21 protein-coding genes are annotated in these 23,582 nt (G+C 64.1%); 10 read left to right on the top strand and 11 right to left on the bottom strand.

Translation table 11 applies throughout. From position 1 onward, the window contains the following. Window positions 1-17: 17 nt before the first annotated feature. The 6 genes from AC0L3P_RS12035 to AC0L3P_RS12010 all read right to left on the bottom strand — a co-directional run bounded on the left by AC0L3P_RS12035 (window position 18) and on the right by AC0L3P_RS12010 (window position 5,638). A complete protein-coding gene (locus AC0L3P_RS12035) occupies window positions 18-1,253 on the bottom strand; it encodes an ABC transporter substrate-binding protein (RefSeq protein WP_354209517.1) in 1,236 nt (411 codons plus the stop codon). A 31-nt stretch (window positions 1,254-1,284) separates the two neighbouring features. Beyond that, entirely contained in the window at window positions 1,285-2,304 is a 1,020-nt protein-coding gene (locus tag AC0L3P_RS12030) for a branched-chain amino acid ABC transporter permease (protein WP_473301999.1), read from the bottom strand. A 2-nt stretch (window positions 2,305-2,306) separates the two neighbouring features. Further along, window positions 2,307-3,185 carry a branched-chain amino acid ABC transporter permease gene (locus AC0L3P_RS12025; RefSeq protein ID WP_007599708.1) on the bottom strand — a complete coding sequence of 293 codons (879 nt, stop codon included), beginning with the start codon at window positions 3,183-3,185 and terminating at the stop codon, window positions 2,307-2,309. Window positions 3,186-3,197: 12 nt separating this feature from the next. Further along, entirely contained in the window at window positions 3,198-3,911 is a 714-nt protein-coding gene (locus AC0L3P_RS12020) for an ABC transporter ATP-binding protein (protein ID WP_275172321.1), read from the bottom strand. After that, window positions 3,908-4,705, bottom strand: a complete 798-nt coding sequence (locus tag AC0L3P_RS12015) for an ABC transporter ATP-binding protein (RefSeq protein WP_473301997.1) — start codon at window positions 4,703-4,705, stop codon at window positions 3,908-3,910. The genes AC0L3P_RS12020 and AC0L3P_RS12015 overlap by 4 nt, the downstream gene beginning before the upstream one ends. A gap of 66 nt (window positions 4,706-4,771) precedes the next feature. Then, window positions 4,772-5,638: an IclR family transcriptional regulator gene (locus AC0L3P_RS12010; protein ID WP_473302091.1), complete on the bottom strand. Its 867-nt coding sequence runs from the start codon at window positions 5,636-5,638 to the stop codon at window positions 4,772-4,774. 127 nt (window positions 5,639-5,765) lie between these two features. On the opposite strand from AC0L3P_RS12010, the gene AC0L3P_RS12005 reads away from it, so the two are divergent. The 6 genes from AC0L3P_RS12005 to AC0L3P_RS11980 all read left to right on the top strand — a co-directional run bounded on the left by AC0L3P_RS12005 (window position 5,766) and on the right by AC0L3P_RS11980 (window position 14,502). Next, window positions 5,766-7,862: a 3-hydroxyacyl-CoA dehydrogenase NAD-binding domain-containing protein gene (locus tag AC0L3P_RS12005; RefSeq protein ID WP_473301994.1), complete on the top strand. Its 2,097-nt coding sequence runs from the start codon at window positions 5,766-5,768 to the stop codon at window positions 7,860-7,862. Window positions 7,863-8,072: 210 nt separating this feature from the next. After that, window positions 8,073-9,767, top strand: a complete 1,695-nt coding sequence (gene pimA, locus AC0L3P_RS12000) for a dicarboxylate--CoA ligase PimA (RefSeq protein ID WP_473301992.1) — start codon at window positions 8,073-8,075, stop codon at window positions 9,765-9,767. Beyond that, window positions 9,764-10,951, top strand: coding sequence for an acetyl-CoA C-acyltransferase (locus tag AC0L3P_RS11995; protein ID WP_473301990.1), 1,188 nt, complete (start codon window positions 9,764-9,766; stop codon window positions 10,949-10,951). Before pimA ends, AC0L3P_RS11995 begins: the two co-directional genes overlap by 4 nt. 155 nt (window positions 10,952-11,106) lie before the next feature. After that, window positions 11,107-12,297 carry a pimeloyl-CoA dehydrogenase large subunit gene (gene pimC, locus AC0L3P_RS11990; protein WP_275172316.1) on the top strand — a complete coding sequence of 397 codons (1,191 nt, stop codon included), beginning with the start codon at window positions 11,107-11,109 and terminating at the stop codon, window positions 12,295-12,297. Window positions 12,298-12,428: 131 nt separating this feature from the next. Further along, window positions 12,429-13,571, top strand: a complete 1,143-nt coding sequence (gene pimD, locus AC0L3P_RS11985; RefSeq protein ID WP_473301988.1) for a pimeloyl-CoA dehydrogenase small subunit — start codon at window positions 12,429-12,431, stop codon at window positions 13,569-13,571. Between the two features lie 157 nt (window positions 13,572-13,728). Next, the gene (locus AC0L3P_RS11980) at window positions 13,729-14,502 is read left to right on the top strand and encodes an SDR family NAD(P)-dependent oxidoreductase (RefSeq protein WP_354062950.1); all 774 of its coding nucleotides are present in this window, start codon (window positions 13,729-13,731) and stop codon (window positions 14,500-14,502) included. A gap of 14 nt (window positions 14,503-14,516) precedes the next feature. Here AC0L3P_RS11980 and AC0L3P_RS11975 read toward each other — a convergent pair whose 3' ends face one another. Next, the gene (locus AC0L3P_RS11975; protein ID WP_473301987.1) at window positions 14,517-15,410 is read right to left on the bottom strand and encodes a hypothetical protein; all 894 of its coding nucleotides are present in this window, start codon (window positions 15,408-15,410) and stop codon (window positions 14,517-14,519) included. 1 nt (window position 15,411) lies between these two features. Beyond that, the gene (locus AC0L3P_RS11970; protein WP_473301986.1) at window positions 15,412-16,770 is read right to left on the bottom strand and encodes an MBOAT family O-acyltransferase; all 1,359 of its coding nucleotides are present in this window, start codon (window positions 16,768-16,770) and stop codon (window positions 15,412-15,414) included. Between the two features lie 207 nt (window positions 16,771-16,977). Between AC0L3P_RS11970 and glpK the strand changes: the two genes are divergently transcribed. Together glpK and AC0L3P_RS11960 are read left to right on the top strand one after the other, a co-directional pair. Beyond that, a complete protein-coding gene (gene glpK / locus AC0L3P_RS11965; protein ID WP_473301985.1) occupies window positions 16,978-18,483 on the top strand; it encodes a glycerol kinase GlpK in 1,506 nt (501 codons plus the stop codon). 190 nt (window positions 18,484-18,673) lie between these two features. After that, entirely contained in the window at window positions 18,674-19,267 is a 594-nt protein-coding gene (locus AC0L3P_RS11960; RefSeq protein WP_473301984.1) for a GNAT family N-acetyltransferase, read from the top strand. Window positions 19,268-19,395: 128 nt separating this feature from the next. Here the strand turns inward: AC0L3P_RS11960 and AC0L3P_RS11955 are convergent, their stop codons facing one another. After that, entirely contained in the window at window positions 19,396-20,343 is a 948-nt protein-coding gene (locus tag AC0L3P_RS11955; protein ID WP_473301983.1) for a threonine/serine dehydratase, read from the bottom strand. A gap of 62 nt (window positions 20,344-20,405) precedes the next feature. Between AC0L3P_RS11955 and AC0L3P_RS11950 the strand changes: the two genes are divergently transcribed. After that, complete coding sequence (locus AC0L3P_RS11950; RefSeq protein ID WP_473301981.1) at window positions 20,406-20,708, top strand: ArsR/SmtB family transcription factor; 303 nt, start codon at window positions 20,406-20,408, stop codon at window positions 20,706-20,708. A gap of 137 nt (window positions 20,709-20,845) precedes the next feature. Further along, window positions 20,846-21,475: a glutathione S-transferase family protein gene (locus AC0L3P_RS11945; RefSeq protein ID WP_473301980.1), complete on the top strand. Its 630-nt coding sequence runs from the start codon at window positions 20,846-20,848 to the stop codon at window positions 21,473-21,475. 197 nt (window positions 21,476-21,672) lie between these two features. On the opposite strand, the gene AC0L3P_RS11940 is transcribed toward AC0L3P_RS11945, so the two are convergent. Together AC0L3P_RS11940 and AC0L3P_RS11935 are read right to left on the bottom strand one after the other, a co-directional pair. Then, the gene (locus AC0L3P_RS11940) at window positions 21,673-22,680 is read right to left on the bottom strand and encodes a DUF3592 domain-containing protein (RefSeq protein WP_354062964.1); all 1,008 of its coding nucleotides are present in this window, start codon (window positions 22,678-22,680) and stop codon (window positions 21,673-21,675) included. 83 nt (window positions 22,681-22,763) lie between these two features. Continuing rightward, window positions 22,764-23,552 (bottom strand): hypothetical protein, encoded by a 789-nt coding sequence (locus AC0L3P_RS11935; protein ID WP_473301979.1) that lies wholly within the window; start codon window positions 23,550-23,552, stop codon window positions 22,764-22,766. Between the last annotated feature and the right edge of the window lie 30 nt (window positions 23,553-23,582).

Below are 23,582 nucleotides of genomic sequence, written 5' to 3'. Positions count from 1 at the left end.
ACTATAGCGTCAGGGTGTCACTCGGTGGCGATGTCGCCGCTGATGATCTCGCCGAAGAGTTCCCACTTCTCGCCCTTGAAGCGCTGCATCTGAAGCTGCGCGATCGGGGCGAAGTCGGTGGGGCCGGTGTTGATCTTGACGCCGGGCAGCAGCGTGTCCGGTGCGAAATCCTTCAACGAGGCCGCCTGCTTCATGATGTTGGCCCGGGTCAGATCGTCGCCGCACATCTCCAAGACCTTGGCCAGCGTCGACGCCGCGCCGTAGCCATAGACCATGCTGGTGTCGGACTTGTCGGCACCCGGCATGTACTTGTCGACGAACTCGTTCCACTTCTTCATGCCGGGGTCGTTGGCCCACTGCGGGTCCGTGGAGTCCTTGGCATAGGCCGCCGACAGCACGCCCTGCGCAGCCTCGAAGCCGGCCGGCTTCATCACGCTGCCGACCGAGATCGACACGTTGGTGAGGATCTGCAGCGGCTTCCAGCTCAGCTCGGCGGTCTTCTTGATGGTCTGGGCCGCGAATTTGGGCGTCGTGTAGATCAGCAGGACGTCGGGATTGGCGGCCTTGATCTTGACGATGTGACCATCGATCGACGGCTCCGACACCTCGTAGCTCTCTTCCATGACGATCATGGACGCGCCCTTGGCGCCCAGGCCGTCCTTGGTGCCCTTGAGGTAGTCTTTGCCGAAATCGTCGTTCTGATAGAGGATCGCGATCTTGGCGTCCGGCTTCTCCTTCAACAGCCACTTCGCGTAGATCTGCGCTTCGCTCTGGTAGGAGGGCTGCCAGCCCATGGTCCAGGGGAAATTCTTCGGGTCGTTCCACTTGGTGGCGCCGGTGGCGACGAACAGCTGCGGGATCTTCTTGGCGTTCAAATACTTCTGGATCGCGCTGTTCGAGGGCGTGCCGAGCGGGTTGAACACGACGATCACCTCGTCGCTCTCGACCAGCTTGCGGACCTGCTCCACGGCCTTCGGCGGCGAATAGCCGTCATCATAGGTGACGAAGTTGATCTTGCGGCCGTTGATGCCGCCCTTGTCGTTGATCATCTTGAAATAGGCTTCTTCGGTCTTGCCGATGATGCCATAGGCCGACGCCGGACCGCTGTACGGCATGATGTTGCCGATCTTGATCTCGGTATCGGACGCGCCAGTGTCATATTTTTTCTGGGCGAATGCGGCGCCGGAGGTGAGAGTGATGACCGCCGTTGCCGTGACCAGCGCAGCGGTTCGCAGTGTTCTTTCAAAAAGCAATTCGGGTCTCCTTGGCTTAATTAACGGACTTTCAGTTCTTCCTGAGCCGGCCGACGAGTTGCTGGCCCATGATCGCGATCTGCCTGGCGCCATGCGGCACGAGGTAGATGACGGCGAACAGGAGTACGCCGAACACCGCGCCGGAGAGGCCCTTCGAGATGCCCTCCGCCATGTTCGGCACGAAGATGATGAAGGCTGCGCCGACGAACGAGCCTGGCAGCCAGCCGACGCCACCGACGACCATGCCGAGGAACAGCGAGATCGCCAGCGTGATCGTGTAGCTGTCGGGCGCGACGAACTGCACGGCGATGGCGCCAAGCGAGCCGGCAACGCCGGTGATGCCGGCGGACACGCCGAAGGCCAGCGTCTTGTACAGTGCGACGTTGACGCCCATCGAGGAGGCCGCGATCTCGTTGTCGCGGATCGCCATAAAGGCACGGCCCGACCGGGAGCGCAGCAGGTTTACCGAGAAGATGTAGATCGCGAGCACGACGGCGAGCGAGAAGTAGTAGAGCCACGTGTCCTGTGACATCGGCAGCCCGAACGGCGCGTCGGGCTTGGTGACGACCAGGCCCTGCACGCCGCCCGTCCAGTGCTCGAGGAAGTTCAGCTTCAGCAGCTGCGGCATCGCGGTGGCAAGCGCAAAGGTCGCGAGCGCGAGATAGACGCCCGAGAGCCGCAGCGCCGGTTTGCCGAACAGGTAGCCGAATCCGAAGCAGACCACCGCGGAAATCGGAATTGTCAGCGCATAGTTGACGTTGAAGTACTCCATCAGCACCGCCGACGTATAAGCACCCACGGCGTAGAAGGCGCTCTGGCCTAGCGAGAACTGGCCGGAGCCGCCCGTCAGGATGTTCAAGGCCAGCACCGCGAGCCCGTAGATCAGGAGCATCGTCATCTGGAAGATGATGAAGTTCTTGACGAATATCGGCACGATCAACAGCACCGCCAACACCAACAGGGAAGTGCCCGTGCCCAGCGTCATCGCCCGCTTCGGAACGGCCTCGACCGCTTGATGACCTTCTGCAACGACTTCTTCTGCAGCGCTCATGATCAAACTCGCTTGACGATTTGCCGGCCGAACAGGCCAGCGGGTTTGACGACCAGGACGGAAATGATCAGCGCGAGCGCGATCGGAAGCTTCAGCTCGTTGCCCACGCCGGGAATGTAGGTGCCGGCGAGGTTTTCGAAGACACCGACCAGGAAGCCGCCGACCACGGCGCCGAACGGGCTGGTCAGTCCGCCGAGCACCGCCGCGGCGAAGCCGTAGATCAGCACGCCGCCCATCATATTGGGCTCGAGGAACACGACCGGTGCGATCAGCATGCCGGCGATCGCACCGATCGCGGACGCCATGCCCCAGCCCAGCGCGATCATCCAGCTCGTGTTGATGCCGACCAGCCGGGCCGATTCAGGCACGGAGGCGGCCGCGCGCATGGCGAGGCCGATCTTGGTGTACTGGAAGAAGAAGTAGAGGCCGAGCAGCAGCAGCACGGTGACGCCGATCATGCCAGCCTGGTGGGTCGAGATCAGCTGGCTGCCGAGGAACGGTGAGGAGCCGAACGGGGTCGGATACTGCTTGATGGTGAAGTCCCAGATCAGGCCGGCCGAGGAGTTGATGATCGCGAACAGCGCGATGAAGCCGGCGACATTGGTCAGCACCGGCGCCTTGGCGAGCGGCTTGAACAGGATGCGCTCGATCGCGATGCCGCCGACGAAGGACAACGCCAGCGTGATCACGAAAGCGGCCCAATAGGGGATGCCCCATTGCATCAGCTGCCAGGAGATGAAGGTCGAGAACATCGCCATCTCGCCCTGCGCGAAGTTGAGATGATCGATCGCCTGGTAGATCATAACCACGGCGAGCGCCATGCAGGCGTAGATCGCGCCCGTGGCGATGCCGGCCAGCACTTGGTTGGTGAACAGCTCCATCGTGCCGGCTCCTCAGTAACCCAGATAGGATTTGCGGATTTCTTCGTTGTTCGCGATGTCCTTGGCGTTGCCCGACATCACGATGCGTCCGGTCTCGATCACATAGGCTTGGTCGGCGAGCTCGAGCGCGAGCTGGGCGTTCTGCTCGACCACCAGGATCGACACCTTGTCCTCGCGATTGATCTTGCCGAGGATGCCGAACAGGTCGCGCACGACGAGCGGCGCCAGGCCGAACGAAGGCTCGTCCAGCAGCATCAGCCGCGGCCGCAGCATCAGGGCGCGGGCGACCGCGAGCATCTGCTGCTCGCCGCCCGAAAGCGTGCCGGCCTGCTGGGTATGCCGCTGCTTGAGCACCGGGAAATGCGCATACATGCGCTCGATGTCGGAGATGATGCCGGCGCTGTCCTTGCGGGTGATGGCGCCGAGCTGGAGGTTTTCCTCCACCGTCATGGTGGTGAAGGTGCCGCGGCCCTGCGGCACATGGGCGATGCCGAACCGCACGATGCTCTCGGTGGAGCGGTTGTTCAGCGGCTTGCCGTCGAACTCGATGCCGCCGGTCGAGCGCACCATGTTGCAGATCGCGCGCAGCGTGGTGGTCTTGCCGGCGCCGTTGGCCCCCAGCAGCGTGGTCAGCGATCCCTCGCTGAGCGAGAAGGACAGGCCGTGGAGAGCCTGGACCTGGCCGTAGTAAGCGCGCAGGTCCTTGACGTTGAGCAGCGTCGTCATTGGTCCTTGCTCCCGAGATAGGCCTTGATGACTTCGGGATCCGCCTGCACCTGGGCCGGCGTGCCTTCCGCGAGCTTCTTGCCGAAATTCAGTGCGACGACGTGGTCGGCGATCGACATCACGAGACCCATGTGATGCTCGACCAGGAGCACGGTCATGTGGCGGTCGTCGCGGATGCGGCGGATGAGATCGCCGAGCGCGTAGACTTCCTCGTGGTTGAGACCGCCGGCGGGCTCGTCGAGCAGCAGGATCTTCGGATCGGCAGCGAGCGCGCGCGCAAGCTCGACGCGCTTCTGCGTACCGAAGGGCAGGCCGGACACGACGGTATGGGCGACGTCCTCGAGGTCGAGATAGGCGAGGATCTCGTGCACCTTCTTGTTGACGTCGTTCTCGCTCCGGCGAATCCAGGCCAAACGCAGCGAGTCGCTGATGATGTCGCTGGAGGTGCGGGCATGGGTGCCGACGCGGACATTGTCCATCACGGAGAGGTTCGGAAACAGCGCCACGTTCTGGAAGGTGCGGCCGATGCCGATCTCAGCGATCCGGTGCGGCGGGCGCGTCAGGATGCTCGCGCCCTCCATCAGGATGTCGCCGGACGACGGCTGGTACAGCCGCGAGAGGCAGTTGAACAGCGTGGTCTTGCCGGCGCCGTTGGGGCCGATCAAACCGAGGATCTGGCCCTTGTGCATGTCAAAGGACACACCGTTGAGCGCGACGATGCCGCCGAACACGACGCTGACGTCGCGAACCGCGAGCAGGGGCGATGTCCCCTGCGCGAGCTGTGCCTGCGTCATCTCGTCTCGCCCACTCTGTTCGATGAGCGAAGGAGCGATGTGAACCGCTCCCGATGATGACAAAGGCTATCTGATCCCCTCGGCCAAACGCGCAACTTTCCCTCCTGATTTCAGCTTTTTGCTGACGTCTTTTTTGGAATGCGGCATCAGACCCCCAAGTGCCGCTTCGATGTTCCTTACCATCGCAAGCAGACGTGGTCCAATGTCGTTGATCAAACGCTCTTCCGTGAAGCGGAATGCGGGCGCGCCGCAATTGAATGCGTAAGGACCGGTTCCGTCGTTGAGCCTGAGCGCGACGCCGGCGGCGCCGATGTCGTCGTGCCAGTCGCCGACCGAAATCGCAAATCCGTATTTCGCGACCGTCTCGCCGGAACGTTCCAGCCCGTCGCGCATCTTGGGCCAGCGGCTGCCGTAATGTTCGCGCAAGACACGAGACAGTTCCGCCCGATCGTTTTCCTCAAGCGCCCAGAAATAGGCACGGCCCATCGCGCTGGTTGCAATCGGCACGCGGGAGCCGACGTCAAGTTGAACGCCGACCGTCTCGCTGCCGCGGCTTTGCCCGAAATAGATCATGCTGTGACGGTCGCGGCCGCCGACGGCAACGGCCCCGCCGGTCGCGCGCATCATTTCCTCGCGGAACGGTTCGGACAAATGCCGAACGCCGAGATTGGACAACGCGGCGTAGCCGAGCGCCATTGCGGCCGGCGCAAGCTGATATTTCTCGAAGCGGGGAACCGGCGTCAGATAGCCGAGCTTGGTCAACGTATAGGTCAGCCGCGAAACGGTCGGTTTGGGCAAATTGGTGCGGGCCGCGATTTCCTGATTGCCAAGAAGTCCGTCGCTGGGCTGGAATGCGCGCAATACGTCTAGTCCGCGGGAAAGCGCGACGACGAAATTCCGATCGGTCGCTGGCTTCTTTCCTGTACGCTTCATCCCTGATCTGCTTCTTGCGCGGAGTCGTTGACAAGCCACGTGCTTCAAAATAACCCTGCCGTCAAGATGCGGAATTAAATTCCGCAGTGCGAAATTGACAAAAGTTACCCCACCAAGGAGGAACACCGTGAGCGAAGTGGTCAAGCTTGAGCGTCATGACGAAGTCGGGATCGTCACGGTCGACAGCCCTCCGGTGAATGCACTGAGCGCCGCGGTTCGCGGCGGAATTCTGGAGTGCATCAAGGCCGCGGTCGCTGATCCCGCAATCAAGGGCATCGTGCTGACCTGTGCTGGCCGCACCTTCATCGCGGGCGCCGACATCACCGAATTCGGCAAGCCGCCGAAGCCGCCCGCCCTCAACGACGTGCTTTCCGAGATCGAGAATTCGCCGAAGCCGGTCGTGGCCGCGATCCACGGCACCGCGCTCGGCGGCGGCCTCGAGGTCGCGCTCGCCTGTCATTTCCGCGTCGCGGTAAAGGAAGCCAAGCTCGGCCTGCCCGAGGTGAAGCTCGGCCTGCTGCCGGGCGCCGGCGGCACCCAGCGCCTTCCGCGCGCGGTCGGACCGGAACTCGCGGTCAAGATGATCGTCGGCGGTGATCCGATCGGCGCGGCGGAAGCGCTGAAGAACGGTCTGATCGAGGAGATCGTCGAGGGCCCGGCCGCCGGAGGCGAAGCCTTCGTACGAAAGCTGCTGGCTGAAAAGCGTCCGCTGCGCCGTCTGCGCGACGATGATTCCAAGATCGCGGCGGCCAAGGCCGACCGCTCGATCTTCACCAATGCGGTCGCGGCCATGACCAAGAAGTCGCGCGGCCTGGAAGCGCCGTTCGCGGCGGCCGACGCCGTCGGCTACGCCATCGACCTGCCGTTCGACGAAGGTCTGAAGAAAGAGCGCGAGGGCTTTCTGAAGCTCGTCGCCAGCGATCAGTCCAAGGCGCAGCGTTATGCCTTTTTCGCTGAGCGCGAGGCCAGCAAGATCGCTGGCGTTCCCGAAGGGACCAAGCCGCGGCCCGTGAACCGCGTCGCCATCCTCGGCGCCGGTACGATGGGCGGCGGCATCGCGATGTCCTTTGCCAATGCCGGCGTTCCCGTCACCCTGATCGAGACCGGCGAGGAGCAGCTCAAACGCGGCATGGGCATCATGCAGAAGAACTGGGAAGCGACCGCGGCGCGCGGCGGTATCCCGGCGGATGCGCCCGCCAAGCGCATGGCGCTGATCAACGGCGTCGTGGGCATCGAGAACGTTGGCGATGCCGACCTCGTCATCGAAGCCGTGTTCGAGACCATGGCTGTGAAGAAGGAAGTGTTCGGCAAGCTCGACCAGTACGTCAAGCCGGGCGCCGTGCTCGCTTCCAACACCTCGTACCTGAACATCGACGAGATCGCGAAGTCGACCAAGCGTCCGCAGGACGTGCTCGGCATGCACTTCTTCTCGCCCGCCAACGTCATGAAGTTGTGCGAGATCGTGCGCGCCGACAAGACCGCGCCCGATGCCCTTGTGACGGCGGTCTCGATCGCGCGGAAGATCGCAAAAGTGCCGGCCGTGGTCGGCGTCTGCGACGGCTTTGTTGGCAACCGCATGCTGGCCCAGCGCGGCAAGCAGTCGGAGAAACTGCTGTTCGAAGGCGCCTTGCCGCAGCAGGTCGATGCCGTGGTCACGAAATTCGGCATGCCCATGGGGCCGTTCGCGATGGGCGACCTCGCCGGCCTCGACATCGGCTGGCGCTCGCGCAAGGACCGCGGCATCAAGTCGGAGATCGCGGACGCGCTCTGCGAAGCCGGTCGCTTTGGCCAGAAGACCGGCAAGGGCTATTACAAATACGAAGCCGGCTCCCGCGCGGCGCTGCCGGATCCCGAAGTCGAGAAGCTGATCGACGAGACGCTGCTTCGTTTGGGCCGCAAGAAGCGAATCGTCAGCGACGACGAGATCCTCGAACGCATGATGTATCCGATGATCAACGAGGGCGCGAAAATCCTGGAGGAAGGCATTGCCGCGCGCCCGTCCGATATCGACGTGGTCTGGCTCTATGGCTATGGCTGGCCGATCTACCGCGGCGGCCCGATGTTCTGGGCCGACACCGTCGGCCTCAAGCACATCGCCGATCGTCTCTCCTACTATGCCGAGGAGACCAACGATCCGAGTCTCGAGCCCGCGCCACTGTTGAAGAAGCTGGCGGCGGAAGGCAAGACCTTCGCGTCACTCGCGGCGGGCTCGAAAGCAGCGTGATTGGATTGGATTGGGCTTGGTGACTGCGAACACCCTTGCCAAGGCAACGCTCTCTCCGTTCCCTTCCCCCTTGTGGGGGAGGGTCAGGGAGGGGGGTGGCCCCAGGCGAGGTCAGCGTTCGTGGCACCCCCTTCCCCAACCCTGCCCCACAAGGGGGAAGGGAGCCCGTCTGTCTATGCCCGCCTTACGTTTGCAGAGCATTGATCGTTAATGACCCATCCCGGCGAACAGTTTTATCCCGAGGGCGTGCGCTGGGACGACACCATCGTCCAGGGTTCGCTGCCTGACCTGCTGGCAAAAGCCGCGGCCGAGTACGGCCCGCGCACCGCGCTGGAATTCCGGGACCGGCCGATCACCTATACCGAGCTCGCCGCGATGGTGGAGCGTGCGGCTGCCGCGTTCCTGCGCGCCGGCTGCGCCAAGAATACGTCCATCGCTCTGTTCCTCGGCAACACGCCCGATCATCCCGTCAATTTTTTCGGCGCGCTGAAGGCCGGCGCCCGCGTCGCGCATCTATCACCGCTCGACGGCGAGATCGCGCTGACCCACAAGGTCTCCGATTCCGGTTCGCGCCTGCTCGTCACCTCCAACCTCGCGGCACTGCTGCCGACCGCGCTGAAATTCCTGGAGAAGGGCCTGATCGACCGCCTGGTCGTCTGCGAGGACGACAATTGGGGCAAGATCGGCACGCCGCAGGCCGCGGTCCCCAATGATCCCCGCATCGTCACCTTCAAGACCTTCGTCGAGGGCGCTACCGCGCCGGCACAGTGGCCGTCGGTGACGGCGGACGACGTCGCGCTGCTGCAATATACCGGTGGCACCACCGGGCTGCCCAAGGGCGCGATGCTGACCCATGGCAATCTCACCTCGGCCGTGTCGATCTACGACGTCTGGGGCAAGCCGTCGCGCGCGACGCGCGGCGACGTCGTCGAGCGCGTGATCTGCGTGCTGCCGCTGTTCCACATCTATGCGCTCACCGTCGTGCTGCTGTCCTCGCTCAGGCGTGGCAATCTGATCTCGCTGCATCAGCGTTTTGACGTCGAAGCGGTGATGCGCGACATCGAAATCAAGCGCGCGACTTATTTTCCCGGCGTGCCGACGATGTGGATTGCGATCGCAGCCCTTCCCGATCTCGACAAGCGCGATTTCTCCTCGCTGGCGACGATCGGCTCCGGGGGCGCGCCGCTGCCCGTGGAGATCGCGAATTTCTTCGAGCGCAAGGTGGGCAAGAAGCTCCGCAGCGGCTGGGGCATGACCGAGACCTGTTCGCCTGGCACCGGCCATCCGCCCACAGGTCCCGAGAAGCCTGGCTCGATCGGACTGATGCTGCCCGGCATCGAACTCGACGTCGTTTCCCTAGACGATCCCACGAAGGTGCTGCCGCCGGGTGAAGTTGGCGAGATCCGCATCAAGGGCCCGAACGTCACCAAAGGCTACTGGAACAAGCCCGAGGGATCGGCCGAGGCCTTTGTCGACGGCCGCTTTCTCACCGGCGACATCGGCTATGTCGACACCGACGGCTATTTCTTCCTGGTCGACCGCAAGAAGGACATGATCATCTCCGGCGGCTTCAACGTCTATCCGCAGATGATCGAGCAGGCGATCTACACCATACCAGGCGTGCACGAGGTGATCGTGCTCGGCATCCCCGACCAGTACCGCGGGGAGGCCGCCAAAGCCTTCATCAAGCTGAAGCCGGATGCAAAGCCGTTCTCGTTTGACGAGCTACGCGCGCAGCTCGCCGGCAAGCTCGGCAAGCACGAATTGCCGGCGGAGGTCGAATTCGTCGACGATCTGCCGCGCACGCCGGTCGGAAAGCTGTCGCGCCATGAGTTGCGCCAGCAGCAGAAACCATCACAATCCGCCCAATTTGCCACCCAACTTGCATCAGGAGATCGCTCTTGACCGACGCCGTCATCGTTTCCACCGCCCGCACCCCAATCGGGAAGGCCTATCGCGGCGCGCTCAAGGCCACCGAGGGCGCAACCTTGCTCGGCCACGCCATCGGCGAGGCCGTCGCGCGTGCCAAGGTCGACCCCAAGGAGGTCGAGGACGTGGTGATGGGCGCAGCGCTGCAGCAGGGCGCGACCGGCGGCAACATCGCGCGCAAGGCGCTGCTCCGTGCCGGCCTGCCGGTTACCGTCGCCGGCACCACCATCGACCGGCAATGCGCCTCCGGCCTGCAAGCGATCGCACTCGCCGCGCGTTCGGTGATTTTCGACGGTGTCGAGATCGCGGTCGGCGGTGGCGGCGAGTCCATCTCGCTGGTGCAGAACGACAAGATGAACGGCTTCCATGCGCAGGACCCGGCGCTGCTCAAGATCAAGGGCGAGGTCTATATGCCCATGATCGACACCGCCGAAATCGTCGCCAAGCGTTACGGCATCTCGCGCGAGAAGCAGGACGAATATTCGCTGGAAAGCCAGCGCCGCACCGCCGCGGCCCAGCAGGGCGGCAAGTTCAGGGACGAACTCGCACCGATCACCACCAAAATGGCGGTGACGGACAAGGCTACCGGTGCAGTCTCGTTCAAGGACGTCACGCTGTCGCAGGATGAGGGCCCGCGCCCCGAGACCACCGCTGAAGGTCTCGCCGGCCTCAAGGCCGTGCGCGGCGAGGGATTCAGCGTCACCGCCGGCAATGCCAGCCAGCTTTCGGACGGGGCCAGCGCAAGCGTGATCATGAGCGACAAGGAAGCCGCCAAGCGCGGGCTCAACCCGCTCGGCATCTTCCGCGGCTTCGTCTCCGCCGGCTGCGAGCCGGACGAGATGGGCATCGGCCCGGTATTCGCGGTGCCGCGCCTGCTCAAGCGTCATGGCCTCACCGTCGACGACATCGGCCTGTGGGAGCTGAACGAAGCCTTCGCGGTGCAGGTGCTGTATTGCCGCGACAAGCTCGGCATCGACCCCGACAAGATCAACGTCGACGGCGGCGCGATCGCGGTCGGCCATCCCTACGGCATGTCGGGCGCGCGTCTGACCGGCCACGCCTTGATCGAAGGCCGCCGCCGCAAGGCGAAGTACGCGGTCGTCACCATGTGCGTCGGCGGCGGCATGGGCGCTGCGGGGCTTTTTGAGGTGTTGCAGTAGTTCTGGTCCAGTAACCGTCGTCCCGGCGAAAGCCGGGACCCATACTCCGCAGCAGGAGTGTGGTGCACGAACAACAATGGCCTTCGCAAACCAACGAAGGCCGGTGGTAATGGGTCCTGGCTTTCGCCAGGACGACGAGGAAACAGGAGGATCCGATGGATCTCGCATTCACGAAAGAAGAACAGGCGTTTCGCGAGGAAGTGCGGTCATTCTTCCGCGACAACGTGCCGCCGGATACGCGGCGCAAGCTGGTCGAGGGCCGCCACCTCTCCAAGGACGAGATGGTGACGTGGTGGCGCATCCTCAACAAGAAGGGGTGGGGCGTCAGCCACTGGCCCAAGCAATATGGCGGCACCGGCTGGACCTCCGTGCAGCACTACATCTTCAACGAGGAGCTGCAGTCCTATCCGGCGCCGCAGCCGCTCGCCTTCGGCGTCAGCATGGTCGGTCCTGTCATCTACACCTTCGGCAATGAAGAGCAGAAGAAGCAGTATCTGCCCCGCATCGCCAATGTCGACGATTGGTGGTGCCAGGGCTTCTCCGAGCCCGGCTCCGGCTCCGACCTCGCCTCGCTGAAGACCAAGGCCGAGCGCAAGGGCGACAAGTGGATCATCAACGGCCAGAAGACCTGGACGACGCTCGCCCAGCACGCCGACATGATCTTCTGCCTGTGCCGCACCGATGCGACCGCCAAGAAGCAGATGGGCATCTCCTTCATCGTGTTCTCGATGAAATCCAAGGGCGTCACCGTGCGCCCGATCCAGACCATCGACGGGGGCGTCGAGGTCAACGAGGTCTTCTTCGACGACGTCGAAGTGCCCTACGAGAACCTGATCGGCGAGGAGAACAAGGGCTGGGACTACGCGAAATTCCTGCTCGGCAATGAGCGCACCGGCATCGCCCGGGTCGGCGTCTCCAAGGAGCGGCTGCGCCGCATCCGCGATCTCGCCTCCAAGGTCGAATCCGGCGGCAAGCCGATCATCCAGGACGCGGCCTTCCGCGACAAGCTGGCGGCCTGCGAAATCGAGCTCAAGGCGCTCGAACTGACGCAGCTCCGCGTCGTCGCCGACGAAGGCAAGCATGGCAAGGGCAAGCCCAATCCGGCTTCCTCCGTGCTGAAGATCAAGGGCTCCGAGATCCAGCAGACCACCACCGAGCTGCTGATGGAAGTGATCGGCCCGTTCGCAGCACCCTATGACGTGCACGGCGACGACGGCTCGAACGAAGCCATGGACTGGACCGCCCAGATCGCGCCGAGCTACTTCAACAACCGCAAGGTCTCGATCTACGGCGGCTCCAACGAGATCCAGCGCAACATCATCGCCAAGGCGGTGCTGGGGCTGTGATCCTACACTATCAACACGCACTCACCGTCATGGCCGGGCTTGACCCGGCCATCCACGCCTAGCGCTGCGAAGAACGTGGATGCCCGGCACAAGGCCGGGCATGACGAAATCGATACCGGAGAGCAAAGAACATGGATTTTGATCTGAACGAGGAGCAACGGCTTCTCAAGGAAAGCATCGACGGCCTCTTGACCGATTCCTACGATTTCGAGAGTCGCAAGAAGTACATGAAGGAGAAGGGCGGCTGGAGCAAAACCGTGTGGGGCAAGCTCGCCGAGCAAGGCCTGCTCGGTCTGCCCTTCGCGGAGGCCGATGGCGGCTTCGGCGGCGGCGGCGTCGAGACCATGATCGTGATGGAAGCGCTCGGCAAGGCACTGGTGCTCGAGCCTTATCTCGCCACCGTCGTGATCGGCGGCGGCTTCCTGCGCCATGCGGGCAGCGATGCGCAGAAGGCCGCGCATGTGCCCGGCATCGTCGACGGCAGCAAGACGCTCGCCTTTGCCCAGCTCGAGAAGAACTCGCGCTACGATCTCTTCGACGTCACGACGACGGCGAAGAATAAGGGCGACGGTTGGGTCATCGACGGCGAGAAGTTCGTCGTGCTCAACGGCGAGAACGCAGATACCCTCATCGTGACCGCGCGCACCAAGGGCGAGCGCCGCGACAAGAGCGGCATCGGCGTGTTCCTGGTGCCGGCCAATGCCAAGGGCGTCGCCAAGAAGTCGTACCCGACCCAGGACGGCCTGCACGCCGCCGACATCACCTTCACCGGCGTCGAGGTCGGCGCCGATGCGGCGCTCGGCAATCCCGACGATTCGCTCACGCTGATCGAGCGTGTGGTCGACGAAGCCCGCATCGCGCTCTGCGCCGAAGCGGTCGGCCTGATGGACGAGTCGCTGAAGACCACGGTCGAGTACATCAAGACGCGCAAGCAGTTCGGTGTTGCGATCGGTTCGTTCCAGTCGCTGCAGCACCGCGCCTCCGACATGTTCGTCGCCACCGAGCAGGCGCGATCGATGTCGATGTTCGCGACCATGGCTGCCGATTTCGAGGACGCCAAGGAGCGCAGCAACGCCGTTGCCGCGGCCAAGGTGCAGATCGGCAAGTCGCTGAAGTTCGTGGGACAGCAGGCGATCCAGCTCCACGGTGGCATCGGCATGACCATGGAGGCGAAGATCGGCCACTACTTCAAGCGCCTGACCATGATCGAGAACTCGTTCGGCGACACCGACTACCACCAGCGCCGCGTGGCGGACGGTGGCGGGTTGATCTAGCGCCGGATCGCGAGGCGGCAGCCGCATAAAGATCGTCATGCCCGGGCTTGTCCCGGGCATCCACGTCTTGGCGGTGAGACAAAGGCGTGGATGGCCGGGACAAGCCCGGCCATGACGATGAAGCAAGCGAGCTGAATCAAAAGAGGGAGCAACAACAATGAAAAACACCCCGTTCGATCTCACCGGCAAGGTCGCCGTGGTCACCGGCTCCAGCCGCGGCATCGGCCGCTCTTCCGCCGAACTGCTCGCAAAGCTCGGCGCCAAAGTCGTGGTCTCCTCGCGCAAGGCCGACGCCTGCCAGGAGGTCGTCGACGGCATCAAGGCGGCCGGCGGCGAGGCCACCGTCATCCCCTGCAACATCGCGCGCAAGCAAGAGGTCGAGGCGCTGATCGCGGGTGCGACCAAGCACTATGGCAAGATCGACATCCTCGTCTGCAACGCCGCGGTGAACCCCTATTACGGCCCGCTGCTCGACATCACCGACGAGGCCTTCGACAAGATCATGGGTAGCAACGTCAAGAGCAACATCTGGCTCTCCGCGCTGGCGATCCCGCAAATGGCCGAGCGCGGCAACGGCTCCGTCGTCATCATCTCCTCGATCGGCGGCCTGCGCGGCTCGACCGTGATAGGCGCCTACGGCATTTCGAAAGCCGCCGACTTCGCATTGTGCCGTTCGCTCGCCGGCGAATGGGGCCCGAAAGGCGTCCGCGTCAATTGCATCGCGCCCGGCCTCGTCAAGACCGATTTCGCCCGTGCGCTGTGGGAAGACGAAGCGAATCTGAAACGCCGCACCGCCACCACCCCGCTCCGCCGCATCGGCGAGCCCGACGAAATCGCAGGCGCAGTCGCCTACCTCGCCTCCGATGCGTCGAGCTTCATGACCGGACAGACCATCGTCATCGACGGCGGCGTGACGACGGCGGCGCCGTAGTCGCCGGTCCTCTGCTACGGGCGGCGCCCGGCCAAGGTGCGTTCGATGGCGCTTTCGATGGCGCGTACGACGATCAGGGCCGAACGTTCGTCGAGGTGCACGCCGTCGTCCCAACGCAGCTCGCGTCGCGGCGGATCGATCGGCAGCCAAAGCGCGCGATCCGGGAAGGCTTCGTCGACGATCTCGTTGGTGATCCGGACCATGCGGGAGCCTTCAATCTCCGGCGCAAACGGAACATGGATCAGAAACGCGCGGGTGCCGCGCCGCTGGAGCTCGTCAATGAGCTGCCTGATGCGAACCACATTCGCGCGTACCGGCACGGTCGGGTCAGCTTCGTTCATCTGCTCCAGCGCACGGTCGAGATAGACCTTGTTGTCGAACGTGCCCGGCGGCTGGCTGAGCAGGCGATCCCGCTCGGCGCGCGCCCGGGCGGGATCAGGTTCACCGTGTTTCCACGTCTCATAGCCCGCGATCGCTGTTCGCACCGGGCGCAACAGCAGCGCTTCCGTGCGCGCGCCGCCGGAAAATTTCTCGATCAGCGCGCTGTCCGACTCGCGCGTCAGGACATTCGTCTCGATCAGCACAATCTTCGGCGGGTTCGGCCGGTTCGCGACGATCTCGAGACCTGTCACCGGCGAGCCGCCCGCCAGCGAAAGATTACGGACGCGCGGCGGCGAGAAATACTCCTCCTTGAGACGCCAGGCGACCGAGCTGCCGACCACCACGACATCAGGCGTGGGATCCTGCACATAGCGGTTCAGGCTGACGAGGCTGCCGCCGCGGGTCGTGACCGCCGGCTGCTGCAGGGCCGAGCCGAAGCGCGCCGTGGTGAAGGCGCAGGCCAGCAGCAGCGCGGCTGCAGCCGCCGCGCACTTGACCAGCCATGAAAGCGTCAAATCCTGCGCCATGTCAGAACTGGAAGTAGATGAAAGTGCTGTCGGGCCCCGCCTCGAGACAGGCGAGCGCCGCGAGCGCGCCATAGAGATAGGGCTCCCATCGCCGCCAGCGGCCTTCGACGAGCGCGCTGATGCCGACATGCTGGATGATAACAGGCAAGGCGTAGAGCAAGGCGAGATTGGTGAACAGTTTTGGCGGATTGGGCGCGTCCGTCGCCATGAACATTCCCTTGAGATAGCTGAGCGCGTGGTCGAAGTTCGGCAGCTTGAAGAAGATCCAGAGCATCGTGACGCAGAAGAACACGATACCCATCCGGATCACCCGCACCGCGGGGCTTCCATCGCCCATGAGTTTCAGGAACGGTCGTTCGATCACGAGCAAGATCCCGTGCGCCATGCCCCACAGAGCGTAGCTCAGGCTGGCACCATGCCAGAGTCCGCCAAGCGTCATCACGATCATCAGGTTGAGACAGGTTCGTCCCGGTCCATGACGGTTGCCGCCGAGCGGAATGTACAAATAGGTCCTGAGCCAGCTCGACAACGAGATGTGCCAACGCGTCCAAAACTCAGAGAATGAGGTCGAGATGTAGGGCAGGTTGAAGTTCACGGGCAGGCGATAGCCGAACAGCAGGCCGAGGCCGAGCGCAATCGCCGAGTAGCCGAAGAAATCGGCGTAGATCTGGTAGCTGTAGAGGAACACCAGCAGCCAGCGATCCTGCGTGCGCAGCGTCTCGTAGAGCGGGAAGTCCATGTAGGACGTCATCTCGTTGAGATTGTTCGCCACATACAGCTTGAAAAAATAGCCGACCAGGATCCACTTCGCGGCCTCGACGAAGGCGACGTCACCCAGCCGCTTGGGAATGATCTGCGGCATGAACTGGGCCGCGCGCGTGATCGGGCCGGACACGAGCTGCGGGAAGAAGATGATGTAGAGGAACACCTCGCGCAAGCGGACGGTGCGTTTCTCGCGCGTCAGGTCGACCAACAGGCTGATGTTGTGGAACGCGAAGAACGAGATTCCGATCGGCAGCGGCAGTCGCAGCAGGAAGTCGATCGGCGCGACGCCCGTGAGTGTGGTCGCGGCGGCGTCGACGAACAGGAACTTGTATTTGAAGAACGCGAGCAGGCCGAGATTGAAGACGATGCCGGCCGGCATCCAGAAAGTTCGATTCTCGAACGCAAGCACCAGGCAGAGATAGGTGCCGAGCACCGCGACGAGCAGCAGCGGCAGCAACTCGGGCTGGCCGAAGCCATAGAAGAACACGCTTGCGAGAACGAGCAGCGGGACCTGGAAGCCGCGCAGCGAAGGCAGGTAATAGACGCCGAACACGATCGCGAAGAAGATGCCGAACTGAAAAGAAGTGAAGGTCATGCCGCCCCATTTGCCCGCCCGGCATGTAGCATTTTCGCATTCTCTGTCCTAGCCCCTCCACATGCGTGTGGTCCGCCCCGACGAGCGCGGCGGGCTTGACCTTCCGCCTCCAATCCGCTCCCTTTGGCGCGACACAATGATCCCTCACGGGACAACGCCAAGAAAACGCCAAAGAAAACGCCAAAGACAACGCCAAGGTTTGCTTCCATGTCTTTCGTCCTCGCCATCGACCAGGGCACCACCTCCTCGCGCGCGATCGTGTTTCGCGGCGACATATCCATTGCGGCGAAGGCGCAAGCCGAGTTTCCGCAGCATTTCCCCGCCTCGGGCTGGGTCGAGCACGAGCCCGAGGACATCTGGACCTCGACCGTGACCGTCTGCCGCGACGCGATCGCGCAGGCCGGCATCAGCGCAAAGGACATCGCCGCGATCGGGATCACCAACCAGCGCGAGACCACCGTGGTGTGGGACCGCGCCACCGGGCAGGCCGTGCACCGCGCCATCGTCTGGCAGGACCGCCGCACCGCCGACATCTGCGCGAAACTGAAAGCCGACGGCCGCGAGCCCGTGATCTCGCAAAAGACCGGCCTGATCATCGATCCCTATTTCTCCGGCACCAAGGTCGCCTGGATTCTCGACCACGTCCCCGGCGCACGCGCGCGCGCCGCCCGCGGCGAATTGATGTTCGGCACCGTCGATTGCTACCTGCTGTGGCGCCTCACCGGCGGCAAGGTCCACGCCACCGACGCCACCAACGCCTCGCGCACGCTGCTGTTCAATATCCACACCGGGCAGTGGGACGACGAGCTGCTGGAGATCATCGGCGTGCCGCGCTCGATGCTCCCGGAGGTGAAGGATTCCTCCGCCCGCTTCGGCGAGAGCACGCCGGACCTGTTCGGCGGCGCGATTGCGATCTCCGGCATCGCCGGCGACCAGCAGGCCGCGACCATCGGTCAGGCCTGCTTCCGTCCGGGCATGATGAAGTCGACCTACGGCACCGGCTGCTTTGCGTTGCTCAACACCGGCACCACGCCCGTGGCTTCGAAGAACAAGCTGCTCACCACCATCGCCTACCAGCTCGGCGGCAAACGCACCTACGCGCTCGAAGGCTCGATCTTCGTCGCGGGCAGCGCGGTGCAGTGGCTGCGTGACGGCCTCGGCATCATCAAGCACGCCGCCGAGACCGGACCTCTTGCCGATCAGTCGGACTCCATGCAGAGCGTCTATCTCGTGCCGGCCTTCGTCGGCATGGGCGCGCCGTACTGGAATCCGCGCGTGCGCGGCGCGCTGTTCGGCCTCACCCGCAACACCGGCCCGGCCGAGCTTGCCCACGCCGCGCTGGAAAGCGTCTGCTACCAGACTTTCGACCTCTGGGCCGCGATGCGCGCGGACTGGCCGAGCTCGGAGGTGGCCAGCGTCGTGCTCCGGGTCGACGGTGGCATGACCGCGTCCGACTGGACCATGCAGCGCCTCGCCGACCTGCTCGACGCGCCCGTCGACCGCCCCGTGATCCAGGAGACGACGGCACTGGGCGCCGCCTATCTCGCCGGCCTCCAGGCCGGCGTCTATCCCGAACCGACCAAGTTCGCCGACAACTGGCGCCTCGAGCACCGCTTCAAGCCGAACATGAGCCAGGCGACGCGCGAGCGGAAGCTGGCGGGCTGGTCGAGGGCGGTAAAGGGCGTGCTGGCAAGCGACGAGGGCGAGGGGTAGCTTAGTCGTTCCGGCCTAGTGCGCAATTGCGCACGGGGGGCCGGGACCCATACCGCGAGGTCTATCGATTGCGGCTAGTGCCAATCCCGAACGAGCAGTCTTCGCCAAACCACTCCCTGTGGTTATGGGTCCCGGCCTTCGCCGGGACGACATAGAATGCGTAAGTCGCACTCCGCGCTACAGGAACGCAATGATCCTCCCCGACGGTTATTCCGACATTCCCCCCGGCAAGATCGCTGCCGTCGTCACCCATCTCGAGATGACCACGCCCCCTCCGCGCCGTGACGATTCGCCCGGCGCCTGGATCCTGCGCAAGGTCGATACCCCCGCGCTTCATTGGTATCGCGACCTCCATCGCCGCGTCGGCGAGGAGTGGTTGTGGTTTTCGCGGGCGCGCATGCACGACGCCGAGCTCGCCGCAATCATCCACGCACCGGGCGTCGAGCTCTATGCGCTTGTCTTGGACGGCCGCGATGAAGGCCTGCTGGAGCTGGACTTTCGCGAGGCCGGCCAGTGCGAGCTCGTGTATTTCGGTGTTACCGCAAAACTGATCGGGAGCGGTGCCGCCCGCTTTATGATGAACCGTGCACTTGAAATCGCGTGGTCACGCGACCTGTCCCGCGTCTGGGTGCACACCTGCACCTTCGATCATCCGTCCGCCGTTGCATTCTACCAGCGCTCCGGCTTCCGCCCGTTCCGCCGCCAGATCGAGATTGCCGACGATCCGCGCCTCGATGGCGCCGCTCCGCGAACGGCGGCGAAGCATGTGCCGATCATCGGCTAGTGCGCAGCTGCCTCCCCACCGTCATTGCGAGGAGCCCTTGCGACGAAGCAATCCAAACTGTTTCCGTGGAAAGATACTGGATGCTTCGCTGCGCTCGCAATGACGGAGCGCCGACACCGCGATCCTCGTTAGCTGTTGAAATCGACTGCCGTCGTGTTGGCGCCGCAAACCAGCACCGCGACCCGCTCGCCGGGTGAGGGACCATAGCGACCGGAGAGCAAGGCGGCAAAGGCGGCCGCGCCACCAGGCTCGGCGACCAGGCGGAGGCTCGACCACAATGCCGCCTGCGCCTGTCTGATCGCATCGTCGGTGACCAGCACGACCTTTTCGACGTGGGCCCGCGCAATCGGAAACATCAATTGTCCGACACGTCGCGGGGCGAGACTATCGGCGGCGATGCCGCCCGCGGGCGCATCGATCGGCGCGCCCGCGGCGAAGGCGGCGTGAAGTGTTGGCGATTGCTCCGGCTCGACCGCGACGATGCGCGTCCTGCCGGCGCTCCAGGCCGCCATACCACCGATCAGGCCGCCGCCGCCGACTGCCACCAGCACCGTGTCGATGCCCGCTGCATCCTGCTCCAGCTCCATTCCGACGCTGCCCTGACCGAGCAAGGTCTCGACCTGGTCGTAAGCATGCACCGCCATGGCGCCGGTCTGCGCGACATGGGTTTCGCTCGCGGCGAGCGCGTCGGCGTAGCGGCTGCCCGCAATGACGAGATTGGCGCCGTAGCCTTTTATCCGCTCGGCCTTGGCCGGCGAGGTGATGTCGGGCACGAAGATCGTGGCGGGAACGCCGAGCCGCTGCGCCGCATAAGCCACCGCGGCGCCGTGATTGCCGCCCGATGCGGCGACGACACCGGCCTCCGGCACCTGCCGCAACAGCAGGTTGGCGAAGGCGCCCCGCGCCTTGAACGATCCGGAATGCTGCAACAGCTCGAGCTTGAAAATGACGGGTGAAGCCGGCAGGCCAAAATCGGCGAGATCAGCCTCAACGAGCGGCGTGCGCCTTATGTGGGGGCGGATAACGGCCTCGGTTGCCGCGATCTTCTCGCGTGTGACGTCCAATGTCTCAGCCATGATACCACCTTGATAGCGCATCGGAGAGTTGACATCAATTAGGTAATTAGCAAAATGACTAAATGAGATTTGCCGTCGCCTTGCGCGCACTCGCCAATGAACGCCGCCTCCAGATCCTGGACTGGCTGCGGGATCCCAGGAAACATTTCCGCGAGCAGGCCGACGGCGACCTCGTCGAGGACGGCGTCTGCGGACTGCTGATCGCCGAGAAGCTCGGCGTCAGCGCGCCGACATTGAGCGAGCACATGCGGGTGCTGACCGCGGCGAAGCTGGTGCGCGCCAAGCGGGTCAAGCAGTGGACGATGTACAAGCGCAACGAAACGGCGATCCTCGCCATCAAGCGCTCGATCCAGGATGGTCTTTGAACGCGGGGCGTGTGCAGCTGGCGAGCGCGCCGTAGCAGCCGGCGCAATGCTCCAATTCAAAAATTTTTCTTGCGCGGGGCCGATCTTCCCGTCGAAACTGATCGGCCATGCCGGAAAGACGACAAGAGAGCAAAACCATGTTCCTGATCGGCCAATATGATTCCCCCTTCGTCCGCCGCGTCGCGATTGCGCTGCGGCTTTACGGGCTCGCCTTCGAGCACAAGCCGTGGTCGACCTTCGGCGACGCCGACAAGATCGCGCCCTATAATCCGCTGCGGCGCGTGCCGACCTTGGTGCTCGACGACGGCGAGGCGCTGATCGAGAGCACGGTCATCCTCGATTATCTCGACGAATTGGTAGGGCCGGAGAAGGCGATGCTGCCGCGCTCCGGCGCCGAGCGCCGGCGTCATTTGCGGATCTGCGCGCTCGCCTCCGGTCTCGGTGACAAGGCGGTGAGCCTGCTCTACGAGCGGGTGCTGCGGAAGGAGCAGCTCACGCTGTGGGTCGAGCGCTGCCAGGCGCAGATCGCGGACGTGCTGAAAGCGCTGGAGGCCGAGCGCGCCAAGGTGGGCACGCCGTACTGGCTGGGTGATCGCATCGGCCATGCCGACGTTGTGGTCGCCTGCGTCGTCCGCTTCACCCGCGAGGCGCATCCGCAATTGTTCGAGCCGTCGCGGTATCCGGCTCTGTCGGCGCACGCCGACGCTTGCGAGGCGATGGCGCCGTTCCAGGAGATCGTGCAACCGCTGGCACCGCCGAAGGGGTGAATCCGCTTGCATGCGGGCGGCGGCGCCGACCGAATGGAAAGCTTGCGCGCCAAGCTCGTCATTGCGAGGAGCGAAGCGACGAAGCAATCCAGTCTGTCGACAGCTGAGAGAGTCTGGATTGCTTCGCTTTGCTCGCAATGACGGAGAGTGTGGCGCCGCCTTTGCACTCGATCGACAGACGACGCGTCGCGGCGCCGCTACGCAAACCCGACCTTGATCAGGATCATCAGGAAAAGGCCGCCGACGACCGCGCAGACCGCGGCACCGATCAGCGGCCCTAGCGCGCCTTTCCGGCTTGCGGGCTCCAGCACGGCCTGCCCCGGCTGGTCCGGATCGTAATAGACCTGGACGCTCTTCCCGGGGCGATATTTCGCCGCGGCCTCTTCGGCGACCTCGCGCAGGCCGGAGATCATGGTGCCGTTCCAATCGACTTCGGTGCCGATGAAGTCGCGCTTGCCGACCCTGTAGGCGTAGCGCAGGTCGACCTGATAGCGGTGGACGAGCTTTGACGTCGTCGGTCGATTGTCGTGCTCGGTCTTCTCTTCGATGATTTCCTCGATCACGTCGCAATGGATGACCCTGCCCGACGCGGTCGGCCAGCGCAGGCTGGCGTTCGCCAGCCGGCGCGTCCGGACATAATCGGCCGCGAGGAACACCCCGCCCACGAGCACGATGATCGGCACCGCGAACGCGAATAGCGGGACGCCCTTGTCGGCGTAGAGCACGTGGCCTGCGAACGAATGCGCGGTCAGGGTGGCGGCGATGATGCCGAACACCATTGTGAACGCCACCAGTGCCGCGACGTTCTGCGCGGCGGCGGGCTCCAGCAGCGCCTCGGTCGGTTGCTTGGGATCGACATGGACGTCGACATGGGCGCCGACCGGATAACGTCCGGTCAGTTTTGCGGCCAGGACCCTCGTCGTGATGACGGTGCCGCCGACAAAGACCTTTTCGCCTTCCAGCTCCTGGCCGCCGGCCTGATAGCGGTAGCGAATGATGGGCTTGGCGTCGTTCCGGTCGTCCGAGGAATGCGCCGCCGGCTGGTCGACCCGGGAGACCGTGATGATGCCCTCCACTCTGTCCCAGCTCCGCGCCGCGACCATCCGGCCCCGCATGCGGATCAGATTGAACAGCGTCAATCCAAACAGCAGCACGGCGACGCCGGCGGCAATCTGGGTCCACATCAATTGTTGGGCGTTCAGCATCCGATTCCCCTGCGCTTCGGCGGCGACCGCCATTGGTCGCAGCCAACGCGCGTTGCGTTCATGGCAGGGGGACGGCGCGGATTCTATCTCCTCGTGCAGGGCTTGATCTCGCCCGAGGCAGAGTGCATCACGATCGGATTTGGCGACAGTCTGATGCCAAAGAACAATTGGGAGCCGGAGACCTTGTCGTTCGCCCCCTCATGGACGTCAAGATCGAGCTTCGTCGCGATCTCGGATGTCAGTTTGGCCCGCTCCTCCATCGAAATCGTATTCTGATATTTGATCTCGTAGACGACGTCGGCCTCCAGCACGGACCGCGTCTGGCACACGACGGCGCCGCTCGAAACGTTCTGGGTGACCGCGTCCTCACACTCGGCCTTCAGCAAGGCGTTGCGGGCAGAGATCAGCGACTCGTCCGATATCAGCAGAATGTTGGCGTTCTCGAGTTTGAGGTTGACGGCCTCGACCTGCTGCATTCCGGCGACAGCCGACAGCTTGTCCCTGACCTGGGCCGACACGTCGAGCTTTTTCTCAAGCGACTGCTTCAGGTCCCGGTCGACGGTCCGCGATTTCTGGATCTTGCCGATCAGCAGCGTCGGATCGACCTCGCAAGTCGGATGCAGCTCCAGCCGGCCGTTGCTGAGATACTCGATCGTGTTGATCGTGCCGGGGCCGCCGAACGTGCTTGGCGGCACCACCTCGAAATATCCGGTCTCGGAGAGGATGGCCGTGATGGTTTGCTTCTTTCGCGGGAAGCCGACAAAGACCGCGACCATCACGAGGCCGATCGCGACAAAGACCCCGCTACCGAGCCAAAGCCATTTGCGGCTTGCTACTTTCCCGGGCAGCACAACTGATTTTTCTCGCCGCATGGCACATAGCCTTTCGGACAGTCCGCCGCG

Source organism: Bradyrhizobium sp. WSM4874 (assembly GCF_055811835.1).
This window is presented reverse-complemented; position numbering and strand designations above follow the sequence as displayed.